We start from the raw sequence: 25,991 nt of genomic DNA, 5'->3' as shown, positions 1-25,991 counted from the left end.
TAGCTAACATTTTATAAATAGTTCATAAAAAAAGCCAACTTAAAAGCTGGCTTTTTTTCAATATTCTTAATTAGGAATCTAGTCCTTTTTCTCTTCTTCGTTATCCTCTTCTTTTGGCTCCTCAGTCTCTTCAGACGCCTCTTCTGCCTTTGCTTCAACTTCCTCTACTTGAGGAGTCTCTTCCGCAACTTCCTCTACAACTTCTTCAACTACTACTTCTTCAGCCTTTACTTCCTCTACTGCTTCTTCAGCAACTACTACTGCCTCTTCCGTTGCTTCAGCTTTCGGAGCTTCAGTCTTCGCTTTGCTAGATCCACCTCTTCTTGATCTTCTAGTCTTCGCTTTTCCAGCAGCGTCATCTCCTAGTAATAGCTCATTGAAGTCTACTAGCTCCATCATGCACATCTCCGCATTATCACCAAGTCTCGCTCCGGTTTTAATGATTCTTGTGTATCCGCCTGGTCTGCTGGCAATCTTCTCCGCTACAGTATTAAATAACTCAGTTACTGACTCCTTATCCTGAAGGTACGAGAATACCACTCTTCTGGAGTTTGTATCGTCGGTCTTCGACTTGGTAAGAAGTGGCTCAATGTATTTCTTCAGCGCTTTCGCCTTAGCTACAGTCGTGTTAATTCTCTTATGTATGATAAGAGAAGAAGCCATGTTTGAAAGCATCGCACTTCTATGTGCGGTCTTTCTACCAAGGTGATTAAATTTCTTTCCGTGTCTCATTATTCTTCCTCCAATTTGTATTTTCCAAGGTCCATACCGAAAGTAAGACCTTTGTCAGAAACTAATTGCTCAAGTTCAGCCAACGATTTCTTACCAAAGTTTCTGAATTTCATCATATCAGAAATCTCAAGAGATACAAGATCGCCAAGCGTTCTTACATCGGCAGCTTTCAAACAGTTGTATGCTCTAACCGACAGATCAAGATCATTAAGATTTGTCTTAAGCATCTTTCTCATGTGCAGTAGCTCTTCATCCACCTGCTCTGGCTCACCAGCTTCCTGTGTCTCTAGAATCATATTCTGATCAGAGAACAACATGAAGTGTTGAATCAAAATGTTAGCAGCTCCCTTGAGCGCATTTTCAGGGTGAATTGATCCGTCAGTTTGGATATCTAACGTCAACTGCTCATAATCCGTCTTCTGCTCCACACGTGTATTTTCAACGCTATACTTTACATTCTTAATTGGTGTAAAGATTGAGTCAATAGCAATGAAGCCAAAGTTTTGTTCTGCAGGCTTATTGTCATCTGCGCCTACATATCCTCTTCCTTTTTCAACGGTAAGCTCTATTTCGAACTTAGCTGACTCGTCAAGGTGACAAATCACGTGATCAGGGTTAAGGATTTCGAAAGACGTAGTTGCTTTTGCCAGGTCACCTGCTGTAAGCTTCTTCATGTTTGAAACGCTTACGGTGATGCTGCTATCAGCTACATCTTCAATTTTTTTGAACCTTACCATCTTAAGATTAAGGATCATTTCACTCACATCTTCTACAACTCCTTCGACTGTAGAGAATTCATGCAATACACCTGGGATTTTAACTCCAGTAATCGCATAACCCTCCAACGAAGAAAGAAGAATCCTTCTCAACGCATTACCTACAGTAACACCGTATCCTTTTTCCAGTGGTTTGAACGTAAAGAGGCCATGGAAGTCATCTGCTTTATCCATTACCACTTTTTCCGGCATTTGAAATGCTAGGATCGACATATATCTTATATTTTGAGTGTTTACTTAGAGTACAATTCTACAATCAACTGCTCCTTGATATTCTCAGGGATTTCTTCTCTGCTTGGAGAATTAAGAAACTTACCAGCCATGCTGGAAGAATCCCACTCCAACCAAGAGTAGCTTCGTGCATTTGACGCAAGACTATCAGTGATAGCTTCAAGAGATTTTGACTTCTCTCTTACACCAATGATGTCATTATTTTTTAACGTATACGAAGGAACATTTACGATCTCTCCGTTTACAGTAACATGCTTATGAGAAACAAGCTGTCTGGCTGCTCTTCTTGTTGGAGCAATTCCCAAACGGAAAACAGTGTTATCCAATCTTGCTTCTAATAACTGAAGAAGAATTTCTCCAGTAATACCACTTTTTCTTGAAGCCTTATCAAAAACGTTAGCAAACTGACGCTCCAATACACCATAAGTGTATTTCGCTTTTTGTTTTTCAGCCAGCTGTATTGCGTATTCAGACTGCTTTTTTCTTCTGCCACGTCCGTGCTGTCCAGGAGGATATGCCTTTTTCTGCAAAGCTTTACTTGCTCCGAAAATAGGCTCTCCGAATCGTCTCGAAATTTTAGTCTTAGGCCCGGTATATCTTGCCATTATCTATTACTGTTTATAATATCTTAAACTCTTCTTCTTTTTGGAGGTCTGCAACCATTGTGAGGCAGTGGAGTCACATCTTTGATCATTGTAACTTCAATACCAATATTTTGAATGGTTCTAATCGCAGATTCTCTACCAGATCCAGGTCCTTTAACGAAAACCTCAACCTTTCTCAATCCAAGATCATATGCTTTTTGCGCACACTCCTGAGCGGCCACTTGTGCTGCATATGGCGTATTCTTCTTTGATCCTCGGAATCCCATTTTACCTGCTGATGCCCAGCTGATAACCTGACCTGTTCCGTTGGTCATCGATATGATAATGTTGTTGAATGATGCTTTGATGTGGGCTTGCCCAACTGCATCAACTGCAACAACTCTCTTTTTAGCTTTATCTTTTCTCTTTTGTGCCATCTATCTATTACTTAACAGCTTTCTTCTTATTAGCAACCGTTTTTCTCTTTCCTTTTCGAGTTCGCGCATTATTTTTCGTATGCTGACCTCTTACAGGCAATCCTTTTCTATGACGAAGACCTCTGTAACATCCGATATCCAATAGGCGCTTGATACTCATTTGGATTTCCCCCTTTAGTACACCTTCTACTTTGTACTTCTCTCGAATGGCGGTTCTTATTTTACCACCCTCATCATCTGTCCAATCTTGAACTTTTTTGTTTGGGTCCACACCTGCTTCAGCTAAAATGCTTTGCGCTGATGTCTTTCCAATACCAAAGATGTAAGTCAAGGCAATTTCGCCTCGCTTGTTATCGGGAATATCTACTCCTGCAACTCTTGCCATAATTATCCTTGTCTTTGTTTAAACTTTGGATTCTTTTTATTAATCACATAAAGCTTCCCTTTTCTTCTGATCACTTTGCAATCAGCGCTTCTTTTTTTTACGGATGCTCTTACTTTCATTTTCTTTTCTACTTTATCAGCCTTAGCTGTTATTTATAGCGATAAACTATTCTTCCTTTGGTCAGGTCATACGGAGACATCTCCAATTTCACCTTATCTCCTGGTAAAATCTTGATGTAGTGCATTCTCATCTTTCCTGAAATATGCGCTATCACTTCGTGACCATTTTCAAGTTCGACTCTAAACATTGCATTTGACAATGCTTCCACGATAGTTCCGTCTTGCTCTATGGATGCTTGTTTTGCCATTATGCTGCTTGAGTTCTTCCTTTTACTCTACCTGTTTTCATCATTCCTTCATAGTGCCTCATGAGCAGGTAGCTCTCAATCTGCTGAAGGGTATCTAAAATCACACCTACCATAATCAATAGTGACGTTCCTCCATAAAACTGAGCAAAGCCTTGATTGACTCCTGCTATCATTGCGAAAGCTGGAAGGATTGCGATAATCGCTAGGAAGATCGCACCTGGCAAAGTGATTCTTGATAAAATATTATCTAAATAATCCGCGGTTTGCTTACCTGGTTTAACACCTGGAACGAAACCACCATTTCTTTTCATATCGTCGGCAATCTGATTCGGATTGATCGTAATAGCTGTATAGAAAAACGTGAACACGATAATCATAATCGCGAACGTAAGGTTATACTGCCATGAAGTGAAATCTGAGAATGTGGTGCCAATGTAGTTGGCAAAATCACTTTCCTCTCTCCAAAGCCCTGCGAGCATTGCCGGCAAGAACATGATGGATTGAGCAAAGATGATCGGCATTACTCCAGAAGCATTTACTTTCAAAGGAATGTATTGTCTCTGACCTCCATATACTTTATTCCCTACAACTTGTTTTGCATACTGCACAGGTACCCTTCGAACGGCCTGTACTAAAGCTACGGTAACCAGTACTACGAAGAATAACGCTACTAATTCCAAAATAAACAGCAGCATTTCACTCATTCCTCTCGTGATTGCTTCAGCAGCAATACTTCCAGGGAATCTTGAAATGATACCAATCATGATCAGCATCGAAATTCCGTTACCAATTCCTTTATCAGTAATTTTCTCACCAAGCCACATACAGAAGATCGTACCTGATGTAAGGATGATTACTGATGTAAACTTGAAAAAGAATGTATTGCTAATGATCGCTTCTGCTGGAATAGCTGCAGAAACGTAGCTAAACCCTTGTGCCATACAAATGGCAATGGTTAATACTCTTGTCAGCTGATTAATTTTCTTTCTACCGCTATCTCCTTCTTTTTGAAGCTTTTGGAAATAAGGTACTGCCACTGTCATCAACTGCAACACGATGGATGCAGAGATATAAGGCATAATACCTAATGCGAATACAGATGCATTACTAAATGCTCCACCTAAGAATGTATCCAACAATCCAAAAATACCTGATGCATCTCCTCCAAGATTGCTAGGATCAACTCCTGGGAGTACCACGAACGAACCTATTCTGAAAATAACCAAGAATCCTATTGTGTTTAGGATTCGGGTTCTTAGTTCCTCGATGGAAAAAATGTTTCGTATGGTATCTATGAATTTCTTCATTATTCTACTATGGTAATAGATCCACCAGCTTTCTCAATCGCTTCTTGAGCTGTTTTTGAGAATTTATGTGCTGTAACTTTAAGTGCTACTTTCAATTCGCCTCTACCCAATACTTTCACTACGTCTTTCTTTTGAGCAAGACCATTTTCTTTCAGAATTTCAGGCGTTACTTCCTTCAACTTCTTTGTTTCGCTCAGTTTTTGAAGGTCATCAAGGTTGATTGCTTTTGATACAATTTTGTTATTGTTCTTGAAACCAAACTTCGGAATCCTTCTCTGCAAAGGCATTTGCCCGCCTTCGAAACCTGTCTTCCTTGAGTATCCAGCACGTGACTGAGCTCCTTTGTGACCTTTTGTGGATGTACCACCTCGTCCAGAGCCTTGTCCTCTACCGATTCTCTTTCTATTCTTTGTTGAGCCTTCTGCAGGCTTTAGTGATTCCAGTCTCATGTTTACAGCTCTTTAACTTCTACTAAGTGATTAACCGTTTTGATCATCCCGCTAATAGAAGGAGTTAATTCTTTTTCAACGGATCTGTTAATTTTCCCAAGGCCCAGAGCAACAATTGTTCTTTTCTGGTTCTCAGGACGCTTGATCGTACTTCTCTTCTGTGTGATTAATACTTTTCCCATTGTCTTAGCCATTGAAAACTTTATCTAAAGACACGCCTCTCTGCTGAGCAACAGCAAATGGGTCTCTCATTTTATTTAGGGCATCAAAAGTCGCCTTTACCACGTTGTGTGGGTTGGAAGAACCTTTTGATTTTGCGAGTACATCATGTACTCCAGCACTCTCCAACACTGCACGCATTGCACCACCGGCAATAACTCCAGTACCCGGAGCAGCTGGCTTAAGAAGAACAAGTCCTCCGCCAAATTTACCTAACGCTTCGTGCGGAACTGTTCCTTTGAATACTGGCACTTTCACCAAGTTCTTCTTAGCATCATCAATTCCTTTAGTGATCGCATCGGTAACTTCGTTTGCTTTTCCTAGTCCGTATCCTACTACACCGTTTCCATCTCCTACTACTACGATTGCTGAAAAGCTGAATCTACGTCCACCCTTCACCACCTTCGCTACTCTTTTGATCGCAACTACTCGCTCCTGAAGGTCGATTTCACTTGCTTTAATAGATCTTATATTGCTCTGTGACATAATTTTCTTCTTAGAATTTTAATCCTCCTTCACGTGCTCCTTCAGCCAAAGACTTGACACGACCATGGTATGGGTATCCGCCTCTGTCAAATATCACAGTTTCTATACCTGCACTCTTAGCGTTTTCAGCCAATTTCTTTCCTACTTCTTTTGCTATTTCTACATTCAAGCTTGCTTTTCCAAGCTCTTTGGTAGAGGCTGAAGCCAGTGTCTTTCCGCTTACATCATCAATCAACTGGGCGTATATGCCTTTGTTGCTCTTGAATACAGAAACTCTAGGTCTATCAGACGTACCAGAAATTTTTCTTCTGATACCCAGTCTAAGTCTTTTTCTTCTTGCTGTTTTAGTGATTGCCATGGTTTATTATTTAGCAGCAGTTTTACCAGCTTTTCTTCTAACTTGTTCACCCACAAAGCGAATACCTTTGCCTTTGTAAGGCTCTACTTTTCTCAGTTCCTTAATCTTAGCAGATATCTGACCAACAAGTTGTTTGTCAACACCTTCTACAGTCACTTTTGGATTTTTTCCTTTTTCTGTTTCCGCTGAAACTTTGATCTCTTCAGGAACAGCGAAATATATACTGTGAGAGTATCCGAGATTAAGCTCCAAAACGTTGTTTTGTACTGCAGCTTTATAACCTACTCCAACAAGCTCCATCTCCTTCTTATATCCATTGCTCACACCTTCTACCATGTTGTTTACCAATGAGCGGTAAAGTCCATGAAGAGATTTGTGTCTTTTCTGTTCTGTAGGACGTTCTACCGTCAATACTCCATCTTCCACTTTACAAGTGATATCCGGATCTACTTGCTGAGTCAGCTCACCTTTGGGTCCTTTCACATTCACAACATTGTTGTCAACTGTAATGGTTACTCCTTCAGGTACATTTATTGGTGCTTTTCCTATCCTTGACATCTCAAATCAATTAATACACGTAACATAAAACTTCTCCACCTATATTCTCTCTCCTCGCCTCTTTGTCAGAGATCACTCCCTTTGAGGTGGATAGAATCGCGATACCAAGACCGTTAAGTACTCTTGGTAGGGTTTCCGCTCCAGCATACTTTCTTAGTCCAGGAGTACTTATTCTCTCCAAACTAGTAATTGCTGACTGCTTTGTTTGCGGATTGTATTTCAAAGCAATTTTGATAATACCTTGCTTTTCGTCATCCTCAAACTTGTAGTTTCTGATGAAGCCCTTACTGTGCAATACTTTAGTGATCTCCTTCTTTAAATTAGAAGCAGGCACCTCTACTACACGATGGTTCGCACCTATTGCGTTACGAATCCTTGTTAAATAATCTGCTATCGGGTCTGTTACCATTTCTTAAACACACTTATCCCCCTCGAAAAAGGGGGTGCAAAAATAATACTTTATATTTTTAAACGAAAGGAAGATTGAAAATCTACCAACTTGCTTTTGTTACTCCTGGTATTTTTCCATCAGATGCCATTTCTCTGAATGTCACCCTAGAGATACCAAACCTTCTCATGTAGCCTTTAGGTCTACCTGTAAGCTTACATCTGTTATGCAATCTTACTTTCGAAGAGTTTCTTGGTAGTTTATCAAGAGCCTCATAGTCACCTGCTTCTTTCAAAGCGGCTCTTTTCTCGGCATATCTTGCTACAAGTTTTTCTCTTTTTCTTTCTCTCGCTTTTACTGCTTCTCTAGCCATAATTTCTTAGTTCTTCTTTGAAGTAAACGGCATTCCAAAAGATCTCAATAATTCAAGACTCTCCTCGTCAGTTTGTGCGCTTGTCACAAACGTGATGTCCATACCTGTGATTTTGTTTACTTTATCGATGCTGATTTCAGGGAAGATAATCTGCTCTTGTACACCAAGTGTATAATTACCTCTTCCGTCAAATCCTTTTTCTCTAATTCCTTTAAAGTCTCTTACTCGAGGAAGTGCTACTGTCATCAATCGGTCAAGAAATTCGTACATCTTGTCTCCTCGAAGAGTCACTTTTGCGCCAATAGGCATTCCTTCTCTCAACTTAAAGTTGGATACAGACTTCTTTGCTATTGTAGGCACCGCCTTCTGGCCAGTGATCTGAGTCAACTCCTCTACTCCGGTATCTACCAGTTTCTTGTCGGAAACAGCAGCACCAATACCTTTATTGATTGCGATTTTCGTCAGCTTAGGCACCTGCATCACAGAGCTATACTGGAATTTGTCCTTCAAATGAGGAACAATCTCTTTACTGTATTTTTCTTTTAATCTAGGACTAGCCATTCGTGATAAATTCTCCTGATTTTTTTGAATATCTCTGCAGCTTATCGTCTGCGTTTTTCTTTCTTCCTACTCGGGTAGCATCTCCTGATGAAGGATCAACAACCTTGAGGTTGCTAAGGTGAATAGCTGCTTCAGTTTGCTGAATTCCTCCTTCAGGATTTTCAGCAGAAGGCTTCACATGCTTTGTGATCATGTTTGCACCTTCAACAATCGCGCGGTATTTCGCGGTGTTTACTTCCAGCACTTTACCTGTCTTACCTTTGTCGTTTCCGGCAATGATCTTTACGGTATCTCCTTTTTTTACGTGAAATTTTACGTTGCTCATTGTTAAAGTACTTCTGGTGCTAATGATACAATTTTCATGAACTGCTTCTCTCTTAGCTCTCTAGCAACAGGGCCAAAAATCCTTGTTCCTCTAGGCTCATCATTTGCTGTAAGAAGTACAGCGGCGTTATCCTCAAATCGAATATAGCTACCGTCTTTTCTACGAACTTCTTTCTTCGTTCGTACTACTACAGCTCTGGAGACAGTTCCTTTCTTTAAACTACTTGATGAAAGTGCATGCTTTACAGTCACAATAATTTTGTCACCTACAGAAGCATATCGCTTCTTGGTGCCTCCAAGCACACGGATTACTAGCACTTCTTTAGCGCCACTGTTGTCCGCAACCGATAATCTTGACTCCTGTTGTACCATTATTTTGCTCTTTCAATAATTTCTACTAACCTCCATCTCTTGCTCTTACTCATTGGACGAGTTTCCATTACTTTCACGGTATCACCGATGTTGCAATCGTCTTTCTCATCATGAGCAGTGAGCTTGGTGGTCTTCCTCACGAACTTTCCGTAGATCGGGTGTTTTACTTTTCTCTCAACAGCCACAGTGATGCTTTTCTGCATTTTATTGCTCACCACTTGTCCGATTCTTTCTTTTCTTAGATTTCTTTCCATCACTGAAAATTATTTGCTTGCTTCAGCAACTTGATTTAATTCTTTGACCTTAATTTCTGTCTGAATTCTTGCCACCAACTTTCTATTCTCGCGAATCTTCATTGGGTTTTCGATTGGAGTAATGCTATGTGCAAATTTCAATTTGCTATAGCTCTCCTTTTCTACTGCAAGCTTGTTTTTCAGCTCGTCCAGACTCAATCCTCTTAATTCAGAATTTTTCATTACTCTGGCTTATAATCTTTTGCTAATGTGAATTTTGTAGAAATTGGCAACTTCTGTGCAGCCAATCTTAAAGCTTCTTTTGCCAACTCGATATCTACTCCCGCAGCTTCGAAAAGAACAGTCCCTGGCTTTACAGGTGCTACCCAGTATTCTGGCGCTCCTTTACCTTTACCCATCCTTACTTCTGCAGGCTTCTTAGTCACAGGCTTGTCTGGAAAGATTCGGATCCATACTTGTCCCTCTCTCTTCATCGCTCTCGTCATTGCAATCCTTGCGGCTTCTATTTGACGACCTGTGATCCACCCCGGCTCCATTGCCTTGATTCCAAAAGTTCCGAATGCCAGTCTATGCCCACGTTGAGCAAGACCCTTCACTCGGCCTTTTTGCATTTTTCTAAATTTCGTTCGTTTTGGCTGTAACATGCTTTACAAAACTTTACTTTCTTCTTCTATTTTCTCTTCTCCTTCTATTCGGAGCTCCTCCACCTGGTGCGTTGTTATTACCACCACCTGACTGACCTACATTTGGAGAAAGGTCTCTTTTACCGAAAACTTCTCCTTTGAAGATCCAAACTTTGATACCGATCTTACCATAAATGGTGTGTGCTTCTGTAATTGCATAATCGATATCTGCTCTAAGTGTGTGCAATGGAATTCTACCTTCCTTGTACTGCTCACTTCTTGCCATCTCAGCACCACCCAATCTACCAGAACATTTTATCTTAATCCCTTGCGCTCCTACTCGCATGGAAGAAGCGATTGCTTGCTTCATTGCTCTTCGGAAAGAGATTCTTGCCTGAAGCTGTTGAGCGATAGACTCACCTACCAACTTCGCATCTAGCTCAGGTCTTTTGATTTCGAAAATATTGATCTGAAGATCTTTGCCTGTCAAGTTTTTCAACTCTTCTTTGATCTTATCTACTTCAGATCCTCCTTTACCTATCACAACACCCGGACGAGCAGTATGAACAGTCAGTGTAATTCTTTTAAGCGTTCGTTCGATTACGATCTTGGAGATCCCACCTTTAGGCATACGCGCCATGATGTATTTACGAATCTTATTGTCTTCTACAAGTTTGTCTGCATAAGACTTGCTATCGAACCAGGCAGAATCCCACCCTTTGATAACTCCTAATCTAAATCCAACTGGGTTTACTTTTTGTCCCATTACTTGTTGCTTTCTTTAGTTTCTTCCTGGTTGTGATTATCAACAACGATAGTCACATGATTTGATCTCTTTCTGATTCTGTGAGCTCTTCCTTGTGGTGCCGGTCTCAATCTCTTAAGCATTCTTGCACTATCCACGTAGATTTCTTTCACATAAAGGTCAGCTTCTTCAATGCTGATGTCCTCGTTTTGCGCTTGCCAATCAGCAATAGCGGTTAAGAGAAGCTTCTCCAACGTATTGGATGCGTGATGTGCATCAAATCGAAGAATGTTGAGTGCAATACTTGCTCGCTCTCCACGAATCATGTCAGCTACTAATCTCATCTTGCGAGGAGATGTAGGTACATTTCGAAGTGACGATTTTACCGCACCAAGCTTTCCTTTATTCTCCTCCCGGAATTTCTTGTCAGCTTCCTTCTGAAGTCTGATTCGTACTGATTTCTTTAATTTCTTTTCAGCTTCCATTGGTGCTATTATCTTTTACCTTTATCCTTCTTCGCGATATGACCTCTAAAGTTCCTAGTCGGTGCAAATTCGCCAAGTTTATGTCCTACCATATTTTCAGTTACGAAAACAGGAATGAATTTATTTCCGTTGTGCACTGCGAAAGTGTGACCTACGAAATCCGGAGATATCATTGATCTTCTTGACCATGTTTTGATCACAGACTTCTTACCTGAGTCATTCATCGCATCGACTTTTCTTTCAAGTCGGAAGTCTATATAAGGTCCTTTCTTTAATGATCTTGACATTATTTCCTTCGTTTAACTATCTGCTTATCAGAATATTTATTTGGACGACGAGTTTTAAGCCCCTTCGTATACTGACCATTTCTTGATCGTGGGTGACCACCAGAAGATCTACCTTCACCACCACCCATTGGGTGATCAACCGGGTTCATCGCAACCCCTCTTACTCTTGGTCTTCTTCCCAGCCATCTGTTTCTACCCGCTTTTCCTAGTCTAACACTCATGTGATCTGAGTTAGAAACGGTACCTACTGTCGCCAGACACGTATTAAGTACCATTCTCATTTCACCTGATGGAAGTTTCACAGTGGAATATTTCCCCTCTCTTGCTACCAGCTGAACATATGTTCCAGCACTTCTTGCCATCACTCCACCTTTACCAGGCTTCAACTCAATGTTGTGAATAATGGTACCTAAAGGAATCTCTGAAAGGAAAAGTGCATTTCCTACTTCAGGAGGTACTCCTTTTCCAGAGTTTATAACCGTATCAACTTCCAGTCCTGCTGGAGCGATGATGTATCTCTTTTCGCCATCAGCATAGTAAAGCAATGCGATTCTTGCAGACCTGTTCGGATCGTACTCGATTGCTTTCACTGTAGCAGGAACTCCGTGCTTGTCTCTTTTGAAGTCGATAAGTCGAAGCTTCCGCTTATGACCACCGCCAACGTTTCTCACGGTCATTCGACCTTGATTATTTCTTCCTCCGTTTCTTTTTGATGTCGTCACCAAAGACCGCTCTGGAGTGGACTTGGTAATGTCATCAAACACAGGGGCCATTCTGAACCTCTGTCCTGGAGTTGTTGGTTTAAGTTTTCTTACAGCCATCTCTGTCTATTATATTCCGCTATAAAAATCAATTATATCTCCTTCAGCCACCTTCACAATTGCCTTCTTATATGCTGGAGTTCTACCTTCAATGACTCTTGACTTGGTATATCGTCTTTTAGACCCACCAGGTTGAACCATTGTATTTACAGATTCTACAGTAACACCGTACGTTTTTTCAACCTCGGTCTTAATCTGAACCTTATTAGCATTCCTGGCAACTACAAAACCGTACTTACCATGCTCGTTAAGAGCGGATACTTTTTCCGTAACTAGTGGTTTAATTAAAACTCCCATCTTAGTTAAATCTTTCTTTTAGTTGCTCGAGTGTTCCTTCGCACAAGATCAGACGCTCAGCGTTTATCAAGTCGTAGGTATTTATTTCGTCAACAGTTGAAACATGTGTTTTCTTAAGGTTTCTAGAAGACAAGAATACATTCTTGTTTTTATCACTTACTAGAAACAAAGACTTCTTATCATTTACAGAAAGACTATTAAGAAGACTGATAAATTCTTTCGTCTTTGGAGATTCAAAAGAGAAATCCTCCAAAATCTGAATGGCTTTTTCTTTAGCTCTGGAAGAAAGTACGGACTTACGTGCCAGTTTCTTCACTTTTCTGTTCAGTTTGAAGCCATAATCTCTTGGCTGTGGGCCGAAGAATGTACCTCCACCTCTCATCACACCAGACTTCACACTACCAGCTCTTGCAGTACCGGTACCTTTTTGCTTCTTAATCTTACGTGTAGACGCAGTGATTTCTCCTTTGTCTTTTGTCTTAGCGGTACCTTGTCTCTGGTTTGCTAAGTAGTTCTTTACATCAAGGTAGACAGCATGCTCATTTGGCTCTATGCCAAAAATGCTCTTGTCCAGGCTGATTTCTCTTCCTGTTTCTTCCCCTTTAATATTTAATACAGCTACCTTCATGATTACTTCTCAAGTATTACGAATGAATTTTTAGCGCCTGGGATTGCACCTGAAACTAGTACCAGGTTTTTCTCAGGATATACTTTTAATACTCTCAGGTTTAACACCTTCACTCTATCTCCACCAGTTCTACCGGCCATTTTCATGCCTTTAAAAACTCTGGATGGAAATGAAGCAGCACCAATAGAGCCCGGAGCTCTTAGTCTGTTGTGCTGACCGTGCGTTGCCTGACCAACACCACCAAATCCGTGTCTTTTTACAACCCCTTGAAATCCTTTACCTTTAGATGTACCGATTGCATCGACATAGTCCTGCTCTGCAAACACATCTTCAATTTTGATTTCATTGCCCATCTTCACTTTATCATCAAATTCAGATCTGAAATCTCTGAACTCTACAACTTTTTGTTTGGGAGTAGTTTTTGCTTTCGCAAAATGGCCCTGAAGTGCTTTAGGCGTATTTTTCTCTTTTCTTTCACCGTAAGCCAACTGCACAGCTCTGTATCCGTCTGTCTCTTCGTTCTTAACTTGAGTCACGACGCAAGGACCAGCCTCAACAAGGGTACAAGCGATGCTTTTACCGTTCTCGTCAAAGACATTGGTCATTCCTACTTTCCTTCCTATTAAACCAGGCATTTTCTACTCGTTTATATCTTATAATTACCCTCTCAGGCAAACTTTTTTTGAAAAGGACTGCAAAGATAGCAAATCCCTATGCCGATCAAAATTTGATCGGTTATTTTTTTTTAGACAAAAAAAGAACCAATCGATATGGACCAATTGGTTCTCCATTCCGGTTAACACCGGGTTATACTTTTATCTCAACGTCTACGCCGCTCGGAAGCTCTAACTTCATCAAAGCATCTACTGTCTTTGCACTGTTGCTGTAGATATCTACGAGCCTTTTGTACGTACAAAGTTGAAATTGCTCTCTTGCTTTTTTGTTCACGTGTGGTGACTTAAGCACAGTAAACTTCTCTTTCACTGTTGGAAGAGGGATTGGTCCGCTTACAACTGCGCCAGTAGTCTTTACTGCTCGAACAATTTTCTCAGAAGACTTGTCAACCAAGTTGTGGTCGTAAGACTTAAGTTTTATTCTAATTTTCTGATTCATGATCTTTTATCGATTCTTTTGGCTTAATGTTATACGCTAGCTGTGCCTTTCACATCTGCAATAACACCTTCAGCAATATTCTTAGGTACTGGATCGTAGTGAGAGAACGTCAATGAAGCCGTTGCTCTACCTGAACTATTTGTTCTTAGATCAGTCACATATCCGAATAGTTCAGACAATGGCACATCTGCTTTAATTACTGCAGAAGTTCCTCTTGTGTCCATCCCCTTCATCATACCTCTTCTTTTGTTGAGGTCACCGGTGATCGTTCCTGTATACTCATCTGGGGTAACTACCTCCACAGCCATTACTGGCTCAAGTATCACTGGCGAACACTGAGCAGCAGCAGATTTAAATCCAGCGCGTGCTGCAAGTTCGAATGATAGTGAATCTGAATCCACATCGTGGAATGATCCGTGATACAACTTCACTTTCATGTTGTCGATAGGGTAGCCTGCCAAAGGACCATTCACCATCGCTTGCTCAAATCCTTTCTGAATTGCTGGAATGAATTCTTTCGGAATAACACCACCAACGATTTTGTTCTCAAACTGAAGGCCTTCTTTCTCGTGATCTTCATCTTTCGGTCCGATCTCAAATACGATATCAGCAAATTTACCCCGTCCACCAGACTGCTTCTTGTAAACTTCTTTGTGATCGATCATCTTGGTGATCGCTTCTTTGTATGCTACCTGAGGAGCTCCTTGATTGATTTCTACTTTGAACTCTCTCTTCAGACGATCGATAATGATGTCCAAGTGAAGCTCTCCCATTCCTTTCAGAATGGTTTGCCCTGTTTCGTGATTGGTCTCAACCTGAAGTGTTGGATCCTCTTCAATCAATTTACCAATCGCGATGCCTAACTTATCTACATCTGCTTGAGTTTTTGGCTCAATCGCGTATCCGATAACCGGATCTGGAAAGTCCATTGACTCAAGAACGATCTTACCTTTCTCGTCGCAAAGGGTATCTCCCGTTTTGATGTCCTTAAATCCTACAACTGCTCCGATATCTCCACAGTATAGTTGGTCGATTTGATTTTGCTTGTTTGCGTGCATCTGGAAGATCCGAGATATACGCTCTTTCTTGCTGGTTCGTGTATTGTATACGTAAGAACCTGAGTCTAACATTCCTGAGTACGATCTCACAAAGCATAGACGACCTACGAATGGATCGGTGGCAATCTTAAATGCTAAAGCTGAGAATGGCTCGTCTGGAGAAGGCTTTCTTGTTACTGGCTCTTCAGTATCAGGATTTGTTCCTGATATGCTATCTCTATCTAGTGGAGATGGAAGCAATTCCATTACGTAATCAAGAAGTGTTTGCACACCTTTATTCTTGAAGGCTGATCCACATAGCATTGGAACGAACGCCAAGTCAACAGTCGCTGCTCTTAAAGCAGCTACAATCTCATCTCTAGTGATGCTTTCAGGATCTTCGAAGTATTTCTCCATCAATCCTTCATCATATTCTGCTACGGACTCAACAAGGTGCTCTCTGTATTCAGCAACCTCATCTACCATATCAGCAGGAATGTCAATTTCTTCGAATGTCATTCCCATGTCATCCTCGCTCCAAACAATCGCTTTGTTCTCAACAAGGTCAACAACCCCTTTGAAATTATCCTCAGCTCCGATAGGTAACTGAAGTGGTACTGCTTTAGTACCCAACATTTCTTTTACTTGCTTACAAACTTTCAGGAAGTCTGCGCCTGATCGGTCCATTTTGTTAACGAAACCGATTCTAGCAACTTTATAGTTGTCTGCCAGTCTCCAGTTGGTTTCAGACTGTGGCTCTACACCATCTACTGCGCTGAATAGAAATACCAATCCATCCAACACACGAAGTGATCTATTTACCTCTACTGTAAAGTCAACGTGACCCGGTGTGTCGATGATGTTTATGTGATACTCTTCTTCTTTGTATTTCCAGAATACAGTGGTAGCAGCTGAAGTAATGGTAATACCTCTTTCTTGCTCCTGCTCCATCCAGTCCATGGTAGCTCCACCATCGTGTACTTCACCAATTTTATGGTTTACACCTGCATAATAAAGAATACGCTCTGTAGTGGTGGTTTTTCCGGCATCAATGTGTGCTGCGATACCGATGTTTCTTGTAAGTCTTAAGTCTCTAGCCATTTTGGTTCTTAGAATCTGAAGTGTGAGAATGCTTTGTTTGCGTCAGCCATTCTGTGCATGTCATCTTTCTTCTTTACAGAAGCACCTTCTCCTTTGGACGCGGCAATGATTTCTGCAGCTAAACGATCTTGCATTGTTTTTTCTCCTCTTAGTCGAGCGTATTTGATCATCCACTTGATACCAAGAGCAATTTTTCTATCAGGCCTTACTTCAATTGGCACCTGGAAGTTCGCTCCTCCAACTCGTCGAGCTTTCACTTCTACAGATGGCATAATATTGCTCAATGCGGTCTTCCACGTTTCCAGACCGTTTTCACCTGTTTTTTCTTCTACCTGCTCAATGGCGTTATAGAAGATTTTATAAGAGACACTCTTTTTACCACTCAACATGAGGTTGTTTACAAATTTGGTAACAAGGGTATCCTGATAAATAGGATCAGGAAGGATGTATCTCTTTTTTGGTTTTGCTTTTCTCATTATTCCTGCAAATTATTTTTTAGGTCGCTTAGCGCCATATTTAGATCTTCTTTGTAGACGTCCGCTTACGCCAGCCGTATCCAACGCACCTCTAATGATGTGATATCTCACACCTGGTAAATCTTTTACTCTTCCTCCTCTGATAAGCACAATGGAGTGCTCCTGAAGGTTGTGTCCTTCTCCCGGGATATAAGCATTCACTTCTTTACCGTTGGTAAGTCTTACCCTTGCCACTTTTCTCATCGCTGAGTTAGGCTTCTTCGGAGTGGTTGTGTACACACGAGTACAAACACCTCTTCTTTGTGGACATGAGTCCAACGCTGGGGATTTTGACTTTGAAGTCAGCTTCTTTCTACCCTTCCTTACTAATTGTTGTATAGTTGGCATACGCTATTATTTCTAATCGTCCCAAATTTTGGGAACGCAAAGATAGATATATTGAGATTATATCAAAAAGTTAAAAGATGAATTAATTGGAATAATTTAGAATTCCTTTGATAACGTGGGAAATCGGCCTTTTCATGCCTATTAAAGGCGCAAATCTATTTAAAAACATCTGATTGTAAGTAGTCTACCTCTCCTTTTCCTGATGAAGTGAAGTGAAAGTCGAACAGAACACATACCATTGGGCTACTCCTTATATATAGTCCTCCTCAAAAAAGTTATCCTGGCTTTTTACTGAAACGTACGCCAAGCCTAAATACGAAGGGTGAGGAATTTAAGTCATTGCTTTGATAATTGAAGTCGTATAGTATCAGTGAGAGCATCTGTACTTTACCGATTTTAAACTCTCTACCCACACCGAGTAAATGCGCAGAATCCCATTTGGTGCCTACTGGGCTTTCGGATGCGAAAAGTGATTTATTGATCTGTCTTTCTACTTCCGCCCAGGCAAAGAATCCTTTCGGGATGTCATAGCGCGTAAAAAAACTGTAGCCATACCCATCGCCAGTGACTTGTGATGTGGAGTCATTGCCGAACTGCTCCCTGAAAATAACCCCTACACCCCCGAGCCATTTTTTATTTATCCAATACCCCAGCTGCAGGTTGGTATTGATGATCACCGGGTCTGTGGATTGTAAACTCAGGTTGCCTCCAAAGTACAGCCGATTCTTGAATGGTTTGTCTTCGAGTGAGTTTCGCTTCGTTCCTTCCTCCGGATAGCGTGTGTCTGGTAGTTCAGAGTATTTCTTCTTCAGCTTTTGAATATCTGCCTGTGCTTCTTGAAATTGCTTGGGGTCTATCTTTTTGAAGAGCTCTCTCGCTTTCTCTGGTTTGATTAGGTTGGGATTGGGTTTGCTGGGTATCGCTAATCCTTGTGCTGGATTCGTCAACTGATCGAGCGGGTTTTGATTGTTGGCATCTCCCAACTCTGCAGGAAGAAACTTCCGTGCATCTTCTTCCAATATTGCGGTGGCTTGTGCCAAAGCCAGACTGTCTGCATTTTCTGTATTTATCTCAGGTTCCAACACGATGGGATTGAGAATGAGCTCTCGATATTCGGGAGGAAAATCAGTGCTTTCCAAAATCTCCCTGGAAATGGCTAAGGAATCTTCCTTTGTGAACTCCCTAACCAAAAGGGAATCCATCTGGTACTGTTGCAGGCTATCGAATGAGAATACGTGGATACTGTCGTTTTGATAAACTTGAATACTATCTCGTAATGAAGCGTTCGTGTATACTTCCTTCAAGCTGTCGTATTGCTGCTTAAAACTTGCTCTTGCTTTTACTTGCTGCTGTAGTTGTTCCAGCTGCTCCTTTCTTTGCTTGGCAGTCTGCCTCGCACCTTTGGCACGATTGAGTGCATTGGCATGCTTACCTGTTGCTTTCGCATCAACCTTTACTTGTGCCTGCATGTGCAGGCACCCCATCATTAAGCATAAACATATCAGTAAACGCATAGGCAAAGATGTGATTTCTCTTCTTCTCAACACTAACCGCACACGTAAAATATTCATATTAATGACACAATCAGGCCTTCATTACCTGACTTCTTATTCGGTTTTATTTCATAACCTTCGAGATCATAAACATTATACCTCTTGCCTTTTTTCCTCAGTTGAACATACCCTATATGGTTCTTATCATGATTATAAATTCTAAAAACTTCATCATGTGAATATCTGACATATCCGTAAGTAATTTTCTTATCATCACTAGAGATATCATAATTGTAATTCTTCTTTATGCCCGAATAATCAGTATAGCTAAGACACTTAACATAGTTCCGATAACTATTGGATTCAGTATTTGAATTGGGATAGACCTTGTAGTAGTTTTTAAGATATGTATCAGGATTACCCTTTGCTACTTTACCAGTATACGGATTGACGTTCCCTGGGTAACTCCAATTATTGTAAGGGTTGCCATCGGGATTTGATCTATAGTGAGGCTTCACATAAGTACCATCTTTTCTATAATACCCCTTGACTTTTACCTGTGAATATGAAATATAAATTGAGGAAAGAAGTGCAATTAATAGTAGTACTCTTAATCTCATTAATTAAATAATTACTTATAACTAATATAGTTATTAATAATACAATTCATGTTCCTATCTTTTGCATTATTAAATTCTGAAATACTCTAATAATGGAAGGAAAAACCATACTACTTGTAATTATTGGTACAGTCGGTGTAATGCTAATGGCCTTTTCCGTTGTGTTTTTTATTCTCCTTTATAGAAGAAAGGTGCTTGAAAATCGTCTCAAGATTAAATATTCAAAATCGTTTGAAGAACAACTTTCAAAGATCAATAATGCATCTAATGCCATTTCTGAATTGAAAACATCTATGGATGATTTACAGGACTTTCTTAATACGGAGTCAGAAAGAATGTTAATGAATAGGAAAATCCTCAAAGACCTTGAAGACGAGAAGAAGAAGATTGAACCAATTGTTAATGTTCAAAAAGAAACCCTTGCAAACATCCTTGATGCGTATACCTTAAAAAATGAAAAAAGTAATCTAAAGACTAAGTTTTGGTCATTCATTATAGGTGTTGTGAGTTCTGGAATTGCGACGATTATTACCTACTTAATTTTAGGTGAATAAGCTTATCAAAAGAAAAACCCACCAACAAATGCAGGTGGGTTGAGTTTTAGTAGTTAGGTGTTTCTTTGCTTGGTAAGTCGGGAATTTTAAAAAATGAGTCGTCTATATTCATGTCTTTGACTTCAACTGCTTCAAACAACATATTAAATGACTCATTATCAATTTCAATCTTGAGACTTAGAGATTTTGTTCGAGAGGTAACAAGAGCAAAATTTCCGTAATTATGATTTTTATAAAGTTCAGGGTCAACTCCAATTTCCTTTGAAAAATAATACTTACCAGTACCTCTAGTTGTCTCAATTACAAATACTTGACATTTGTAACCTAAAATAACTTCATCAGAATCTTCAATTGAATAGTTCAAAACTGTGTCAGTATTGATAGCAGCATTTATCCAAACTAGGGTGTCATTTTCATTTATTACGTTATACAACCTATTCTCTTTTGGCGAATAAATCTGAGTTGTATAGATCATCCCATTTATGTTGGATTTGTAATAAGCACCTTTTGAAAAGTACTCCATCTTATCACCCATATACTGAGTGAATTGTTCTGTGGTGAGTCCATCATCCAACTTCCATTGATAGGAAATATCAAATTTAATCCTTCCTTCAAATTGTGCATTTACTGAGCCAGTAAAAAGAAAAATAATTGCTAGTTGAGTTATGTATTTAATCATGAATCGAAAATAAACATTTCAAAATATCATCCTATAAAAACAGGAAACCCACTCAAACTATTAAGTGGGTTCTGTAGTGCTTTAGCTTTATTCCTTAAGAGGCCTTAACCTCGTTGAGGTCTTGCCATTCTTATTAACTTGAACATCAATCATAAATTGGCTTTCTCCTCTCTCATATATTCTAACACTTTCTTCTTGAATAGAACTGAAATTGCTCTTAACATTAGAAAGGAAAATATATTTGATAATTTGATCATCTTTTGCGAAAAGTAAAAGAGACCTAGCATCATCATATTTGATTCTTTCAATTTGCTTATTCATCCCTTTGTACTCCTTCTTTATAGACTCAAGGTTTGAGTATGCTTTTGGAATAATCAGCTTGTTCCAATCAAAATCAAAGACTTCAGTAAGATTAATGGAGGAATCCCCACCCTCAACTTTGAGTGCTATTTCAGAATACAGCTTATTAGAGTATTCAGCATCCAACAAAGTGACTTCACTTTGACTTGCTTCACTATTGGAATTACCACAAGATGTTGTAAAAACAACCAGTATGGTGATCACAACATGATATAGGTTTTTACTCACTTCCATAATTACTTTTTTCCTCGTCTGATTCTTGATTTTGCTGATCTACTCCTTGACTATTCAAAGTTTGCAAGTTATAAAATGCAACCTGAGCATCCTTACCTGTAAGTTTAGTGCCAACAACATTTCCATCATTATCAATTACTTTCATTCCACCTGCTTTCATTGCATTAAGTAGATATCCCATTAATTCCTTGGGTGAAGCATTAGGCTTCTTAGCACCAATTATTGCACCAATATTATTATTATGTAAATCCATGGTTTTCTTGTTGTCTGGATTATCTGGAAGATTTTCATGCGCTTCTCCTAACTCAAGAGCTGTTTCTTTACCTAGTGTTTGTGCATTTAACGCGGTAAATATTCCATGCCTTAATGCATCTTGCAATCCATCTTCACCACCTTGTTGCATCACATTAGCAGATATAATGTAAGCTGTCTCACGGTTTTGTGATAGTTCTTTGTTTTTCAACCAAGCCATAGGTGTGTTACTAAGAACTACTGCTTCACTTGGATTAGCTCCGCTTTCAATAGCTTTTTCCATGACCTTATTTTTTATTGCATCTGCGATTACATATGCTATCTGAGCTTCTGCACCCTCCAATTCAATATGCCTGACAACCTTATTCTCACTAAAAGCATACACTGAGTTATGTACATATTCCTCAGCAAGCGGATCAACATTAAAGAACCTACCTATCTCAGGCTGATGATTTCTCCACTTAAACTTCACCCATCCTGTCTCCTCTTCGTATTCCTGATCTTGGAAAGTATTCATGAAGTTCTTCACAGAAGCAGTCCTCTGAGACTCATTAAACGTCAGCCCAAATGGATAGTAATCCTGCGTCGAGACAACATTCGTCTTGGTCAACGTTACCTTAAAATCATCAAAATCAACAATACTTGATGCATTAGTTTCATTGGAAACGTATGCGAAGAAAAACCCATTTTGCTCGATTTCGATGGGTTCGTCGGTCATGAGCGTTTCCCAATTATTGTTCGATGCACTACCGATTTGCTTGAATCCTGCGTTCAATAAAATGGTGTCTTTGTCAAAAAGAAGCCAATTCATATATGCTCTCGGAACAGTGGTATTCACGATACTGTTTTTATCTGCCTGAATTCCTCCTACAATCGTTTCATTCAGGTTCGAATTGTTCGTAATTGTATTTTCATTGGATGGACTGGATCCTGTACTTCCTGTCACCAGCATGTTGAATAGAAGATTGTTGGCAAAGAAACCATCTGCCACAGGTGCTTGCTCATAATATGCTTTTACCTCTAAATCAAACTTATCTCCTTGCTGTACTTCATACATGATTGACAAGCCTAGAATTCCTTCAATCACAGAACCATTGCCTTGCACATCGGTATTCAACCTCATCACATTGGCGCTTGCGTTACCTGTTGTCGCCAGCCCATTTCTTGGGCTTTGAACCCACGGATCAAATGCATCCTGCTCTTCATTCAGCTCCATCGTAGCAGTTCTTGGATATATATCTGGCGTGGTACTGAACGTCAACCGCACATTGCCCAAATGATCTTTGAGGTGATACTGGTAGTCCCATTTATCATCAAATGTCTTGTAAATGAGCCTGCCCTCTTCATGCTGAATGAGGTGTAGCTTTCCTTCTCCAGTAGGGCCTTCGGCTTCATAGATAAACTCTCCCACATAGTCAGTGGTCTTGGACAAATTTCCACCCTCATAAACCTTCTGTTGCAGTTTAATGCCCGCTGCGTCGTAGAGGTATTCAATTCTGTCGTCTTCACCGGTTGGGGATAGTACCACTTTCGTAGGCAGATTCAAGTGGTTGTATGTAATCGATGTAATGCCTTTGTTGGCATCCGTTTGCATGTTGCCATTATCATCGTACGTGTAGTCGATCCCTGTTGTGGTTTCGGTGAAGCCTGCCCCATCATCTCCTGCATCATCCACCTGTGTCAGCTGGTTTCCATCGTAGAAGTAGCTCAAGTCGTCCATGGCACTCCCTCCAGCATCTTTTCTAACTAAACTTTTGATGTTGCCGTTGAGGTCGTATTCTGGAATGGCTACATCGTATGAATCGTTGGCGCTGGACGAGCCGTCTTCAAAATGAGCTGCATCTTTCAGCCTGTTGAGTTTGTCGTAGGTATATGTGTATGCTCTCTCGTCTATGCCCGTATTCTCTGGATCGTAATTGCTCCATTCCATCGCAGAGATGTTCCCATTGTATAGTTGGGTATTGCCAAGGGTAGCATCTTGCTCGTCGTAAAGCAATTTCATTCCGAAAAGATCCGTTCCCAATGCAGCTGGGTCATTGATACTTTCGAGCCAACCTCGAATATTGTAGTCATAGTTCAGGGTCTGCTCACCTCCATGTAAGTTTTTCGCTGCAAGCTCACCTATCTCATTGTAGTCATTCGTCGCAATGAGCGCTTTATCATTATCATCTATTTGATGATGGACGCTTAACAGCCTGTCTCTGTGGTCATACGCATATTCACGAATGATGGTATGCATAAGGCTTGCAGTGGCATTTGCCGGGGTAACGGTATGCTTCGTTCTCGCTCTTATCACATTGCCAACAAAATCGTACTGATTGGAGATGATGTCATTTCCTCCGAGATGATTTTCTGAAACAATCTGTATGGGTCGATACTTATCATCGTAGTACGTGATGGTCGTAATGAAGTCACCACCTTCCCCTCTGGTAAGAGATCCTGTGACCTGTCCTTTTACCTTGGTATTTTCTGTCGCTATGAAATTATCCTCTGGTTCCGTATTTGAAGGGTCGTAAGAAGTCCCGGACAGGTCTGTTTGCGCAATGAAATCGTAGCGATCATAGTAGGTAACCGTGAGAATATCACCGAGGGTACCTGTATCGATATCTTTCAATGGATAGGCATCATTTTGATAGCCGCGCGTCACGCCTGTTCCTGTGGCTGTGGTGAATGTCAAGAATCGATCATTGAGTCCTCCAACATAGGTTTGTAACGTGGCACGGTCTCTGGAATCGGTAATGAAGCCTGTCATCACCGGTCTGTTCAACACATCGTAGGTGGTGAATAGCCACTCATCATCGTTTCGTTGCTTCCCATCCTGAGTCAACACCAGGCGATCCCATCTATCGTACACCATATCTACCCGGTGTGCTCCGGGCACTTTCTTGGAAATCATCCGATTTCTACCGTCATATTCATAGGAGAACGCAAAATCATCACGTGTTTGGGTAGAAACACCTACTTCATTGAGAAGCACAAGTTCAAAATTTGAACCTAAGGTCAATCCTGCCGGGACTGTCACAACCACTCCTGACAAATAGGTGAATTTGCTGTTCACATCGGCCTGCGTCAGGGTATAGTCTGCAAGTAGCAAGGTGCCATCGTTACTGCCAAAAACGTCCGTGCTCATTTGGCGCACAGCCTCCGGTGGGAGCACCACCCTCAGCCGTCCATAGTCGTCGTAGATGTAATAGGTGCTTGCCCAGATAGTGGCATCCACCTGACTTTTCTTCAGAATCGTCTGCCCTTGCTTATTGGTATATTCTATCGTTTGATTGCCATCTTCGTCTGTCACAATGCTTTTATACAGCTCTCCTCGCGGATAGAATGTTCCTGAAAGGTTCGACAGATCGCTGTTGTCCCATTCAACGACTTCATTTTCACCATTGATCTCATAATCCATCGCTACGGTATTTCCTCCACCAATCACTCTATTGTCTCCTGGAGATCCCTGCTCCACCGGACGATTGAGTGGAGACTCTTCAAAGCGTGTTTCTGTATATGCTTTGCTGGATTCTTTAATATCAAAGTAGAATCCAGGTTGCTCCACCAAGGCGTTGGGCTTATATATTCCTCCAACATTGTCATTGATATACGGCAGGTATTCTTTCACTTTTCTTCCAAAAGGATCGTACTCCACCGGTGCCACCACATCATTTCTATCGGGAGAGCTGTTGAGACTGATGTTTTGCACGGCTCTTCCCAGCCCGTCATAGACAGACACGTCAATGCTTAGCTCATCTAAGTTAAAATCAAAGTCATCCGGCGGGTTTGTGGCGGGCACTTCCTTGCGGTATGTGTAGCTGAGAATGGCATTTTCATTTAACTCCAGTTGACTATCCAATATGGCATCCCCTGTAGTGTAGGTAGCTCCTCCCACAGATGTCACTGTTACTTTGTATGCTCCAGGTGTGGTTGCTATCAATGTATTGTCTGCCCCATTTTTAACTTGTATATTATCTAGAAACCATTGATAATTGGAATGTCCGGTACTTGCGGTAAGGGTATCTCCTACACCCGGCCTAAGACTTGTGGTGAGTCCCAGGTCTAAACTTGGCACATTCAATATATTGATGAGTGCAATGGAGGATGCAATTTCGCCACACGTGCCGCTGGCAACAATCGCACGGTATTGCGTGTCTACGGTGACATTGGTGAATGTCAAACTTATAGATGTATTGGCTACATCCACCCAATCTTCGGTAGTCTTTAATTGCCATTTAACCACATTGCCGGTATGTCCACTGAGCGTAAGAACTCCTGAGGAAACGCCAAAATCGTCTTTTGAACCATCCACCGTGCCGCCTACAGATTGTGGGTGAACCGTTATGGTCTTTTGCACCAACGCCTGGGTACATGTGCCGCTTTGAACAACCGCCTGTACTTCGTAGGTACGAACGCCGCTGCTCCATTGTGTCAGGCTCGGGCTCACACTCGTCACATCGTCCGTCTCTTCTATGGTACTCCAGCTTGTCCAACTTCCCGCACCATCTTTACTTCTCGATTGCCACCTCAAAATCGTTCCTACGTTTCCATTCAACGTGAATGGTTCGACACCTGAACCACACCGCTCACTATTTCCACTGATGGAGCCACTGATGGTGGTTGGGAAAATCTCAATCGTGGTTTGGGCATAGG

General features: G+C 40.9%; 38 protein-coding genes. 1 reads left to right on the top strand and 37 read right to left on the bottom strand.

Features of this window, described 5'->3' with window-relative positions; translation table 11 throughout:
* Window positions 1-78 precede the first annotated feature (78 nt).
* The 34 genes from rplQ to ABJF57_RS14765 form a co-directional block, all read right to left on the bottom strand.
* Window positions 79-732, bottom strand: coding sequence for a 50S ribosomal protein L17 (gene rplQ, locus ABJF57_RS14930; protein ID WP_462232100.1), 654 nt, complete (start codon window positions 730-732; stop codon window positions 79-81).
* A complete protein-coding gene (locus tag ABJF57_RS14925) occupies window positions 732-1,721 on the bottom strand; it encodes a DNA-directed RNA polymerase subunit alpha (RefSeq protein ID WP_462232098.1) in 990 nt (329 codons plus the stop codon). Before ABJF57_RS14925 ends, rplQ begins: the two co-directional genes overlap by 1 nt.
* A gap of 20 nt (window positions 1,722-1,741) precedes the next feature.
* A complete protein-coding gene (gene rpsD / locus ABJF57_RS14920; protein ID WP_462232096.1) occupies window positions 1,742-2,344 on the bottom strand; it encodes a 30S ribosomal protein S4 in 603 nt (200 codons plus the stop codon).
* A gap of 23 nt (window positions 2,345-2,367) precedes the next feature.
* Window positions 2,368-2,760, bottom strand: coding sequence for a 30S ribosomal protein S11 (rpsK, locus tag ABJF57_RS14915; RefSeq protein WP_348280445.1), 393 nt, complete (start codon window positions 2,758-2,760; stop codon window positions 2,368-2,370).
* A gap of 7 nt (window positions 2,761-2,767) precedes the next feature.
* The gene (gene rpsM, locus ABJF57_RS14910) at window positions 2,768-3,145 is read right to left on the bottom strand and encodes a 30S ribosomal protein S13 (protein WP_462232093.1); all 378 of its coding nucleotides are present in this window, start codon (window positions 3,143-3,145) and stop codon (window positions 2,768-2,770) included.
* Window positions 3,146-3,147: 2 nt separating this feature from the next.
* A complete protein-coding gene (gene ykgO, locus ABJF57_RS14905) occupies window positions 3,148-3,264 on the bottom strand; it encodes a type B 50S ribosomal protein L36 (protein ID WP_348280443.1) in 117 nt (38 codons plus the stop codon).
* 29 nt (window positions 3,265-3,293) lie between these two features.
* Window positions 3,294-3,512, bottom strand: a complete 219-nt coding sequence (infA, locus tag ABJF57_RS14900; RefSeq protein WP_089356818.1) for a translation initiation factor IF-1 — start codon at window positions 3,510-3,512, stop codon at window positions 3,294-3,296.
* Complete coding sequence (gene secY / locus ABJF57_RS14895; protein WP_462232090.1) at window positions 3,512-4,819, bottom strand: preprotein translocase subunit SecY; 1,308 nt, start codon at window positions 4,817-4,819, stop codon at window positions 3,512-3,514. The genes infA and secY overlap by 1 nt, the downstream gene beginning before the upstream one ends.
* Complete coding sequence (gene rplO / locus ABJF57_RS14890) at window positions 4,819-5,268, bottom strand: 50S ribosomal protein L15 (protein ID WP_462232088.1); 450 nt, start codon at window positions 5,266-5,268, stop codon at window positions 4,819-4,821. Before rplO ends, secY begins: the two co-directional genes overlap by 1 nt.
* Before the next feature lie 2 nt (window positions 5,269-5,270).
* Entirely contained in the window at window positions 5,271-5,450 is a 180-nt protein-coding gene (rpmD, locus tag ABJF57_RS14885; protein WP_436518063.1) for a 50S ribosomal protein L30, read from the bottom strand.
* A 4-nt stretch (window positions 5,451-5,454) separates the two neighbouring features.
* Window positions 5,455-5,973 (bottom strand): 30S ribosomal protein S5, encoded by a 519-nt coding sequence (gene rpsE / locus ABJF57_RS14880; protein ID WP_348280440.1) that lies wholly within the window; start codon window positions 5,971-5,973, stop codon window positions 5,455-5,457.
* 10 nt (window positions 5,974-5,983) lie between these two features.
* Window positions 5,984-6,331: a 50S ribosomal protein L18 gene (gene rplR / locus ABJF57_RS14875; protein WP_462232085.1), complete on the bottom strand. Its 348-nt coding sequence runs from the start codon at window positions 6,329-6,331 to the stop codon at window positions 5,984-5,986.
* A 6-nt stretch (window positions 6,332-6,337) separates the two neighbouring features.
* Complete coding sequence (rplF, locus tag ABJF57_RS14870) at window positions 6,338-6,889, bottom strand: 50S ribosomal protein L6 (protein ID WP_462232083.1); 552 nt, start codon at window positions 6,887-6,889, stop codon at window positions 6,338-6,340.
* Between the two features lie 10 nt (window positions 6,890-6,899).
* On the bottom strand, window positions 6,900-7,298 hold the full coding sequence (rpsH, locus tag ABJF57_RS14865; protein WP_462232081.1) for a 30S ribosomal protein S8: 399 nt from the start codon (window positions 7,296-7,298) through the stop codon (window positions 6,900-6,902).
* A gap of 82 nt (window positions 7,299-7,380) precedes the next feature.
* The gene (gene rpsN, locus ABJF57_RS14860) at window positions 7,381-7,650 is read right to left on the bottom strand and encodes a 30S ribosomal protein S14 (RefSeq protein ID WP_462232079.1); all 270 of its coding nucleotides are present in this window, start codon (window positions 7,648-7,650) and stop codon (window positions 7,381-7,383) included.
* A 6-nt stretch (window positions 7,651-7,656) separates the two neighbouring features.
* Window positions 7,657-8,211 carry a 50S ribosomal protein L5 gene (gene rplE / locus ABJF57_RS14855; RefSeq protein WP_462232077.1) on the bottom strand — a complete coding sequence of 185 codons (555 nt, stop codon included), beginning with the start codon at window positions 8,209-8,211 and terminating at the stop codon, window positions 7,657-7,659.
* On the bottom strand, window positions 8,204-8,536 hold the full coding sequence (rplX, locus tag ABJF57_RS14850; protein ID WP_462232075.1) for a 50S ribosomal protein L24: 333 nt from the start codon (window positions 8,534-8,536) through the stop codon (window positions 8,204-8,206). Before rplX ends, rplE begins: the two co-directional genes overlap by 8 nt.
* Window positions 8,537-8,538: 2 nt before the next feature.
* Window positions 8,539-8,907 carry a 50S ribosomal protein L14 gene (rplN, locus tag ABJF57_RS14845; protein WP_348280433.1) on the bottom strand — a complete coding sequence of 123 codons (369 nt, stop codon included), beginning with the start codon at window positions 8,905-8,907 and terminating at the stop codon, window positions 8,539-8,541.
* Entirely contained in the window at window positions 8,907-9,161 is a 255-nt protein-coding gene (gene rpsQ / locus ABJF57_RS14840; RefSeq protein ID WP_462232072.1) for a 30S ribosomal protein S17, read from the bottom strand. Before rpsQ ends, rplN begins: the two co-directional genes overlap by 1 nt.
* Window positions 9,162-9,170: 9 nt before the next feature.
* Window positions 9,171-9,383 (bottom strand): 50S ribosomal protein L29, encoded by a 213-nt coding sequence (gene rpmC / locus ABJF57_RS14835; RefSeq protein WP_462232070.1) that lies wholly within the window; start codon window positions 9,381-9,383, stop codon window positions 9,171-9,173.
* The gene (rplP, locus tag ABJF57_RS14830; protein ID WP_462232068.1) at window positions 9,383-9,805 is read right to left on the bottom strand and encodes a 50S ribosomal protein L16; all 423 of its coding nucleotides are present in this window, start codon (window positions 9,803-9,805) and stop codon (window positions 9,383-9,385) included. Before rplP ends, rpmC begins: the two co-directional genes overlap by 1 nt.
* A gap of 13 nt (window positions 9,806-9,818) precedes the next feature.
* Window positions 9,819-10,550, bottom strand: a complete 732-nt coding sequence (gene rpsC / locus ABJF57_RS14825) for a 30S ribosomal protein S3 (protein ID WP_348280429.1) — start codon at window positions 10,548-10,550, stop codon at window positions 9,819-9,821.
* Window positions 10,550-11,014 (bottom strand): 50S ribosomal protein L22, encoded by a 465-nt coding sequence (rplV, locus tag ABJF57_RS14820; RefSeq protein WP_462232065.1) that lies wholly within the window; start codon window positions 11,012-11,014, stop codon window positions 10,550-10,552. The genes rpsC and rplV overlap by 1 nt, the downstream gene beginning before the upstream one ends.
* Before the next feature lie 8 nt (window positions 11,015-11,022).
* Window positions 11,023-11,301: a 30S ribosomal protein S19 gene (rpsS, locus tag ABJF57_RS14815; protein WP_462232063.1), complete on the bottom strand. Its 279-nt coding sequence runs from the start codon at window positions 11,299-11,301 to the stop codon at window positions 11,023-11,025.
* Window positions 11,301-12,122 (bottom strand): 50S ribosomal protein L2, encoded by an 822-nt coding sequence (gene rplB / locus ABJF57_RS14810; protein ID WP_462232061.1) that lies wholly within the window; start codon window positions 12,120-12,122, stop codon window positions 11,301-11,303. The genes rpsS and rplB overlap by 1 nt, the downstream gene beginning before the upstream one ends.
* A gap of 9 nt (window positions 12,123-12,131) precedes the next feature.
* Window positions 12,132-12,419, bottom strand: a complete 288-nt coding sequence (gene rplW / locus ABJF57_RS14805) for a 50S ribosomal protein L23 (RefSeq protein ID WP_436515305.1) — start codon at window positions 12,417-12,419, stop codon at window positions 12,132-12,134.
* A gap of 1 nt (window position 12,420) precedes the next feature.
* On the bottom strand, window positions 12,421-13,047 hold the full coding sequence (gene rplD, locus ABJF57_RS14800; protein WP_462232059.1) for a 50S ribosomal protein L4: 627 nt from the start codon (window positions 13,045-13,047) through the stop codon (window positions 12,421-12,423).
* Between the two features lie 2 nt (window positions 13,048-13,049).
* Window positions 13,050-13,682 (bottom strand): 50S ribosomal protein L3, encoded by a 633-nt coding sequence (gene rplC, locus ABJF57_RS14795; protein WP_462232057.1) that lies wholly within the window; start codon window positions 13,680-13,682, stop codon window positions 13,050-13,052.
* Window positions 13,683-13,854: 172 nt separating this feature from the next.
* Window positions 13,855-14,160: a 30S ribosomal protein S10 gene (rpsJ, locus tag ABJF57_RS14790; RefSeq protein ID WP_089356797.1), complete on the bottom strand. Its 306-nt coding sequence runs from the start codon at window positions 14,158-14,160 to the stop codon at window positions 13,855-13,857.
* A 29-nt stretch (window positions 14,161-14,189) separates the two neighbouring features.
* Window positions 14,190-16,298, bottom strand: a complete 2,109-nt coding sequence (gene fusA, locus ABJF57_RS14785) for an elongation factor G (RefSeq protein ID WP_462232054.1) — start codon at window positions 16,296-16,298, stop codon at window positions 14,190-14,192.
* Window positions 16,299-16,306: 8 nt separating this feature from the next.
* Window positions 16,307-16,774: a 30S ribosomal protein S7 gene (gene rpsG, locus ABJF57_RS14780; protein ID WP_462232052.1), complete on the bottom strand. Its 468-nt coding sequence runs from the start codon at window positions 16,772-16,774 to the stop codon at window positions 16,307-16,309.
* Between the two features lie 12 nt (window positions 16,775-16,786).
* The gene (rpsL, locus tag ABJF57_RS14775; RefSeq protein WP_462232050.1) at window positions 16,787-17,161 is read right to left on the bottom strand and encodes a 30S ribosomal protein S12; all 375 of its coding nucleotides are present in this window, start codon (window positions 17,159-17,161) and stop codon (window positions 16,787-16,789) included.
* Window positions 17,162-17,436: 275 nt separating this feature from the next.
* Window positions 17,437-18,675 carry a hypothetical protein gene (locus ABJF57_RS14770; protein ID WP_462232048.1) on the bottom strand — a complete coding sequence of 413 codons (1,239 nt, stop codon included), beginning with the start codon at window positions 18,673-18,675 and terminating at the stop codon, window positions 17,437-17,439.
* Between the two features lie 53 nt (window positions 18,676-18,728).
* On the bottom strand, window positions 18,729-19,274 hold the full coding sequence (locus ABJF57_RS14765) for a hypothetical protein (RefSeq protein WP_462232046.1): 546 nt from the start codon (window positions 19,272-19,274) through the stop codon (window positions 18,729-18,731).
* Window positions 19,275-19,366: 92 nt separating this feature from the next.
* Here ABJF57_RS14765 and ABJF57_RS14760 point away from each other — a divergent pair, with 92 nt between their 5' ends.
* A complete protein-coding gene (locus ABJF57_RS14760) occupies window positions 19,367-19,828 on the top strand; it encodes a hypothetical protein (protein ID WP_462232044.1) in 462 nt (153 codons plus the stop codon).
* A 46-nt stretch (window positions 19,829-19,874) separates the two neighbouring features.
* Here ABJF57_RS14760 and ABJF57_RS14755 read toward each other — a convergent pair whose 3' ends face one another.
* From ABJF57_RS14755 to ABJF57_RS14745, 3 genes are all read right to left on the bottom strand, one after another.
* Window positions 19,875-20,507 (bottom strand): hypothetical protein, encoded by a 633-nt coding sequence (locus tag ABJF57_RS14755; RefSeq protein WP_462232042.1) that lies wholly within the window; start codon window positions 20,505-20,507, stop codon window positions 19,875-19,877.
* An 87-nt stretch (window positions 20,508-20,594) separates the two neighbouring features.
* Entirely contained in the window at window positions 20,595-21,095 is a 501-nt protein-coding gene (locus tag ABJF57_RS14750; protein ID WP_462232040.1) for a hypothetical protein, read from the bottom strand.
* A partial coding sequence (locus ABJF57_RS14745; RefSeq protein ID WP_462232038.1) for a DUF6443 domain-containing protein occupies window positions 21,088-25,991 on the bottom strand: 4,904 nt, incomplete at its 5' end. The genes ABJF57_RS14745 and ABJF57_RS14750, both read right to left, overlap by 8 nt.

This window comes from Ekhidna sp. (assembly GCF_039940915.1).
Classification (GTDB): Bacteria; Bacteroidota; Bacteroidia; order Cytophagales; family Cyclobacteriaceae; genus Ekhidna.
Note: the sequence above shows the minus strand (reverse complement) of the source record. Positions and strands in the feature narration are given on the sequence as shown.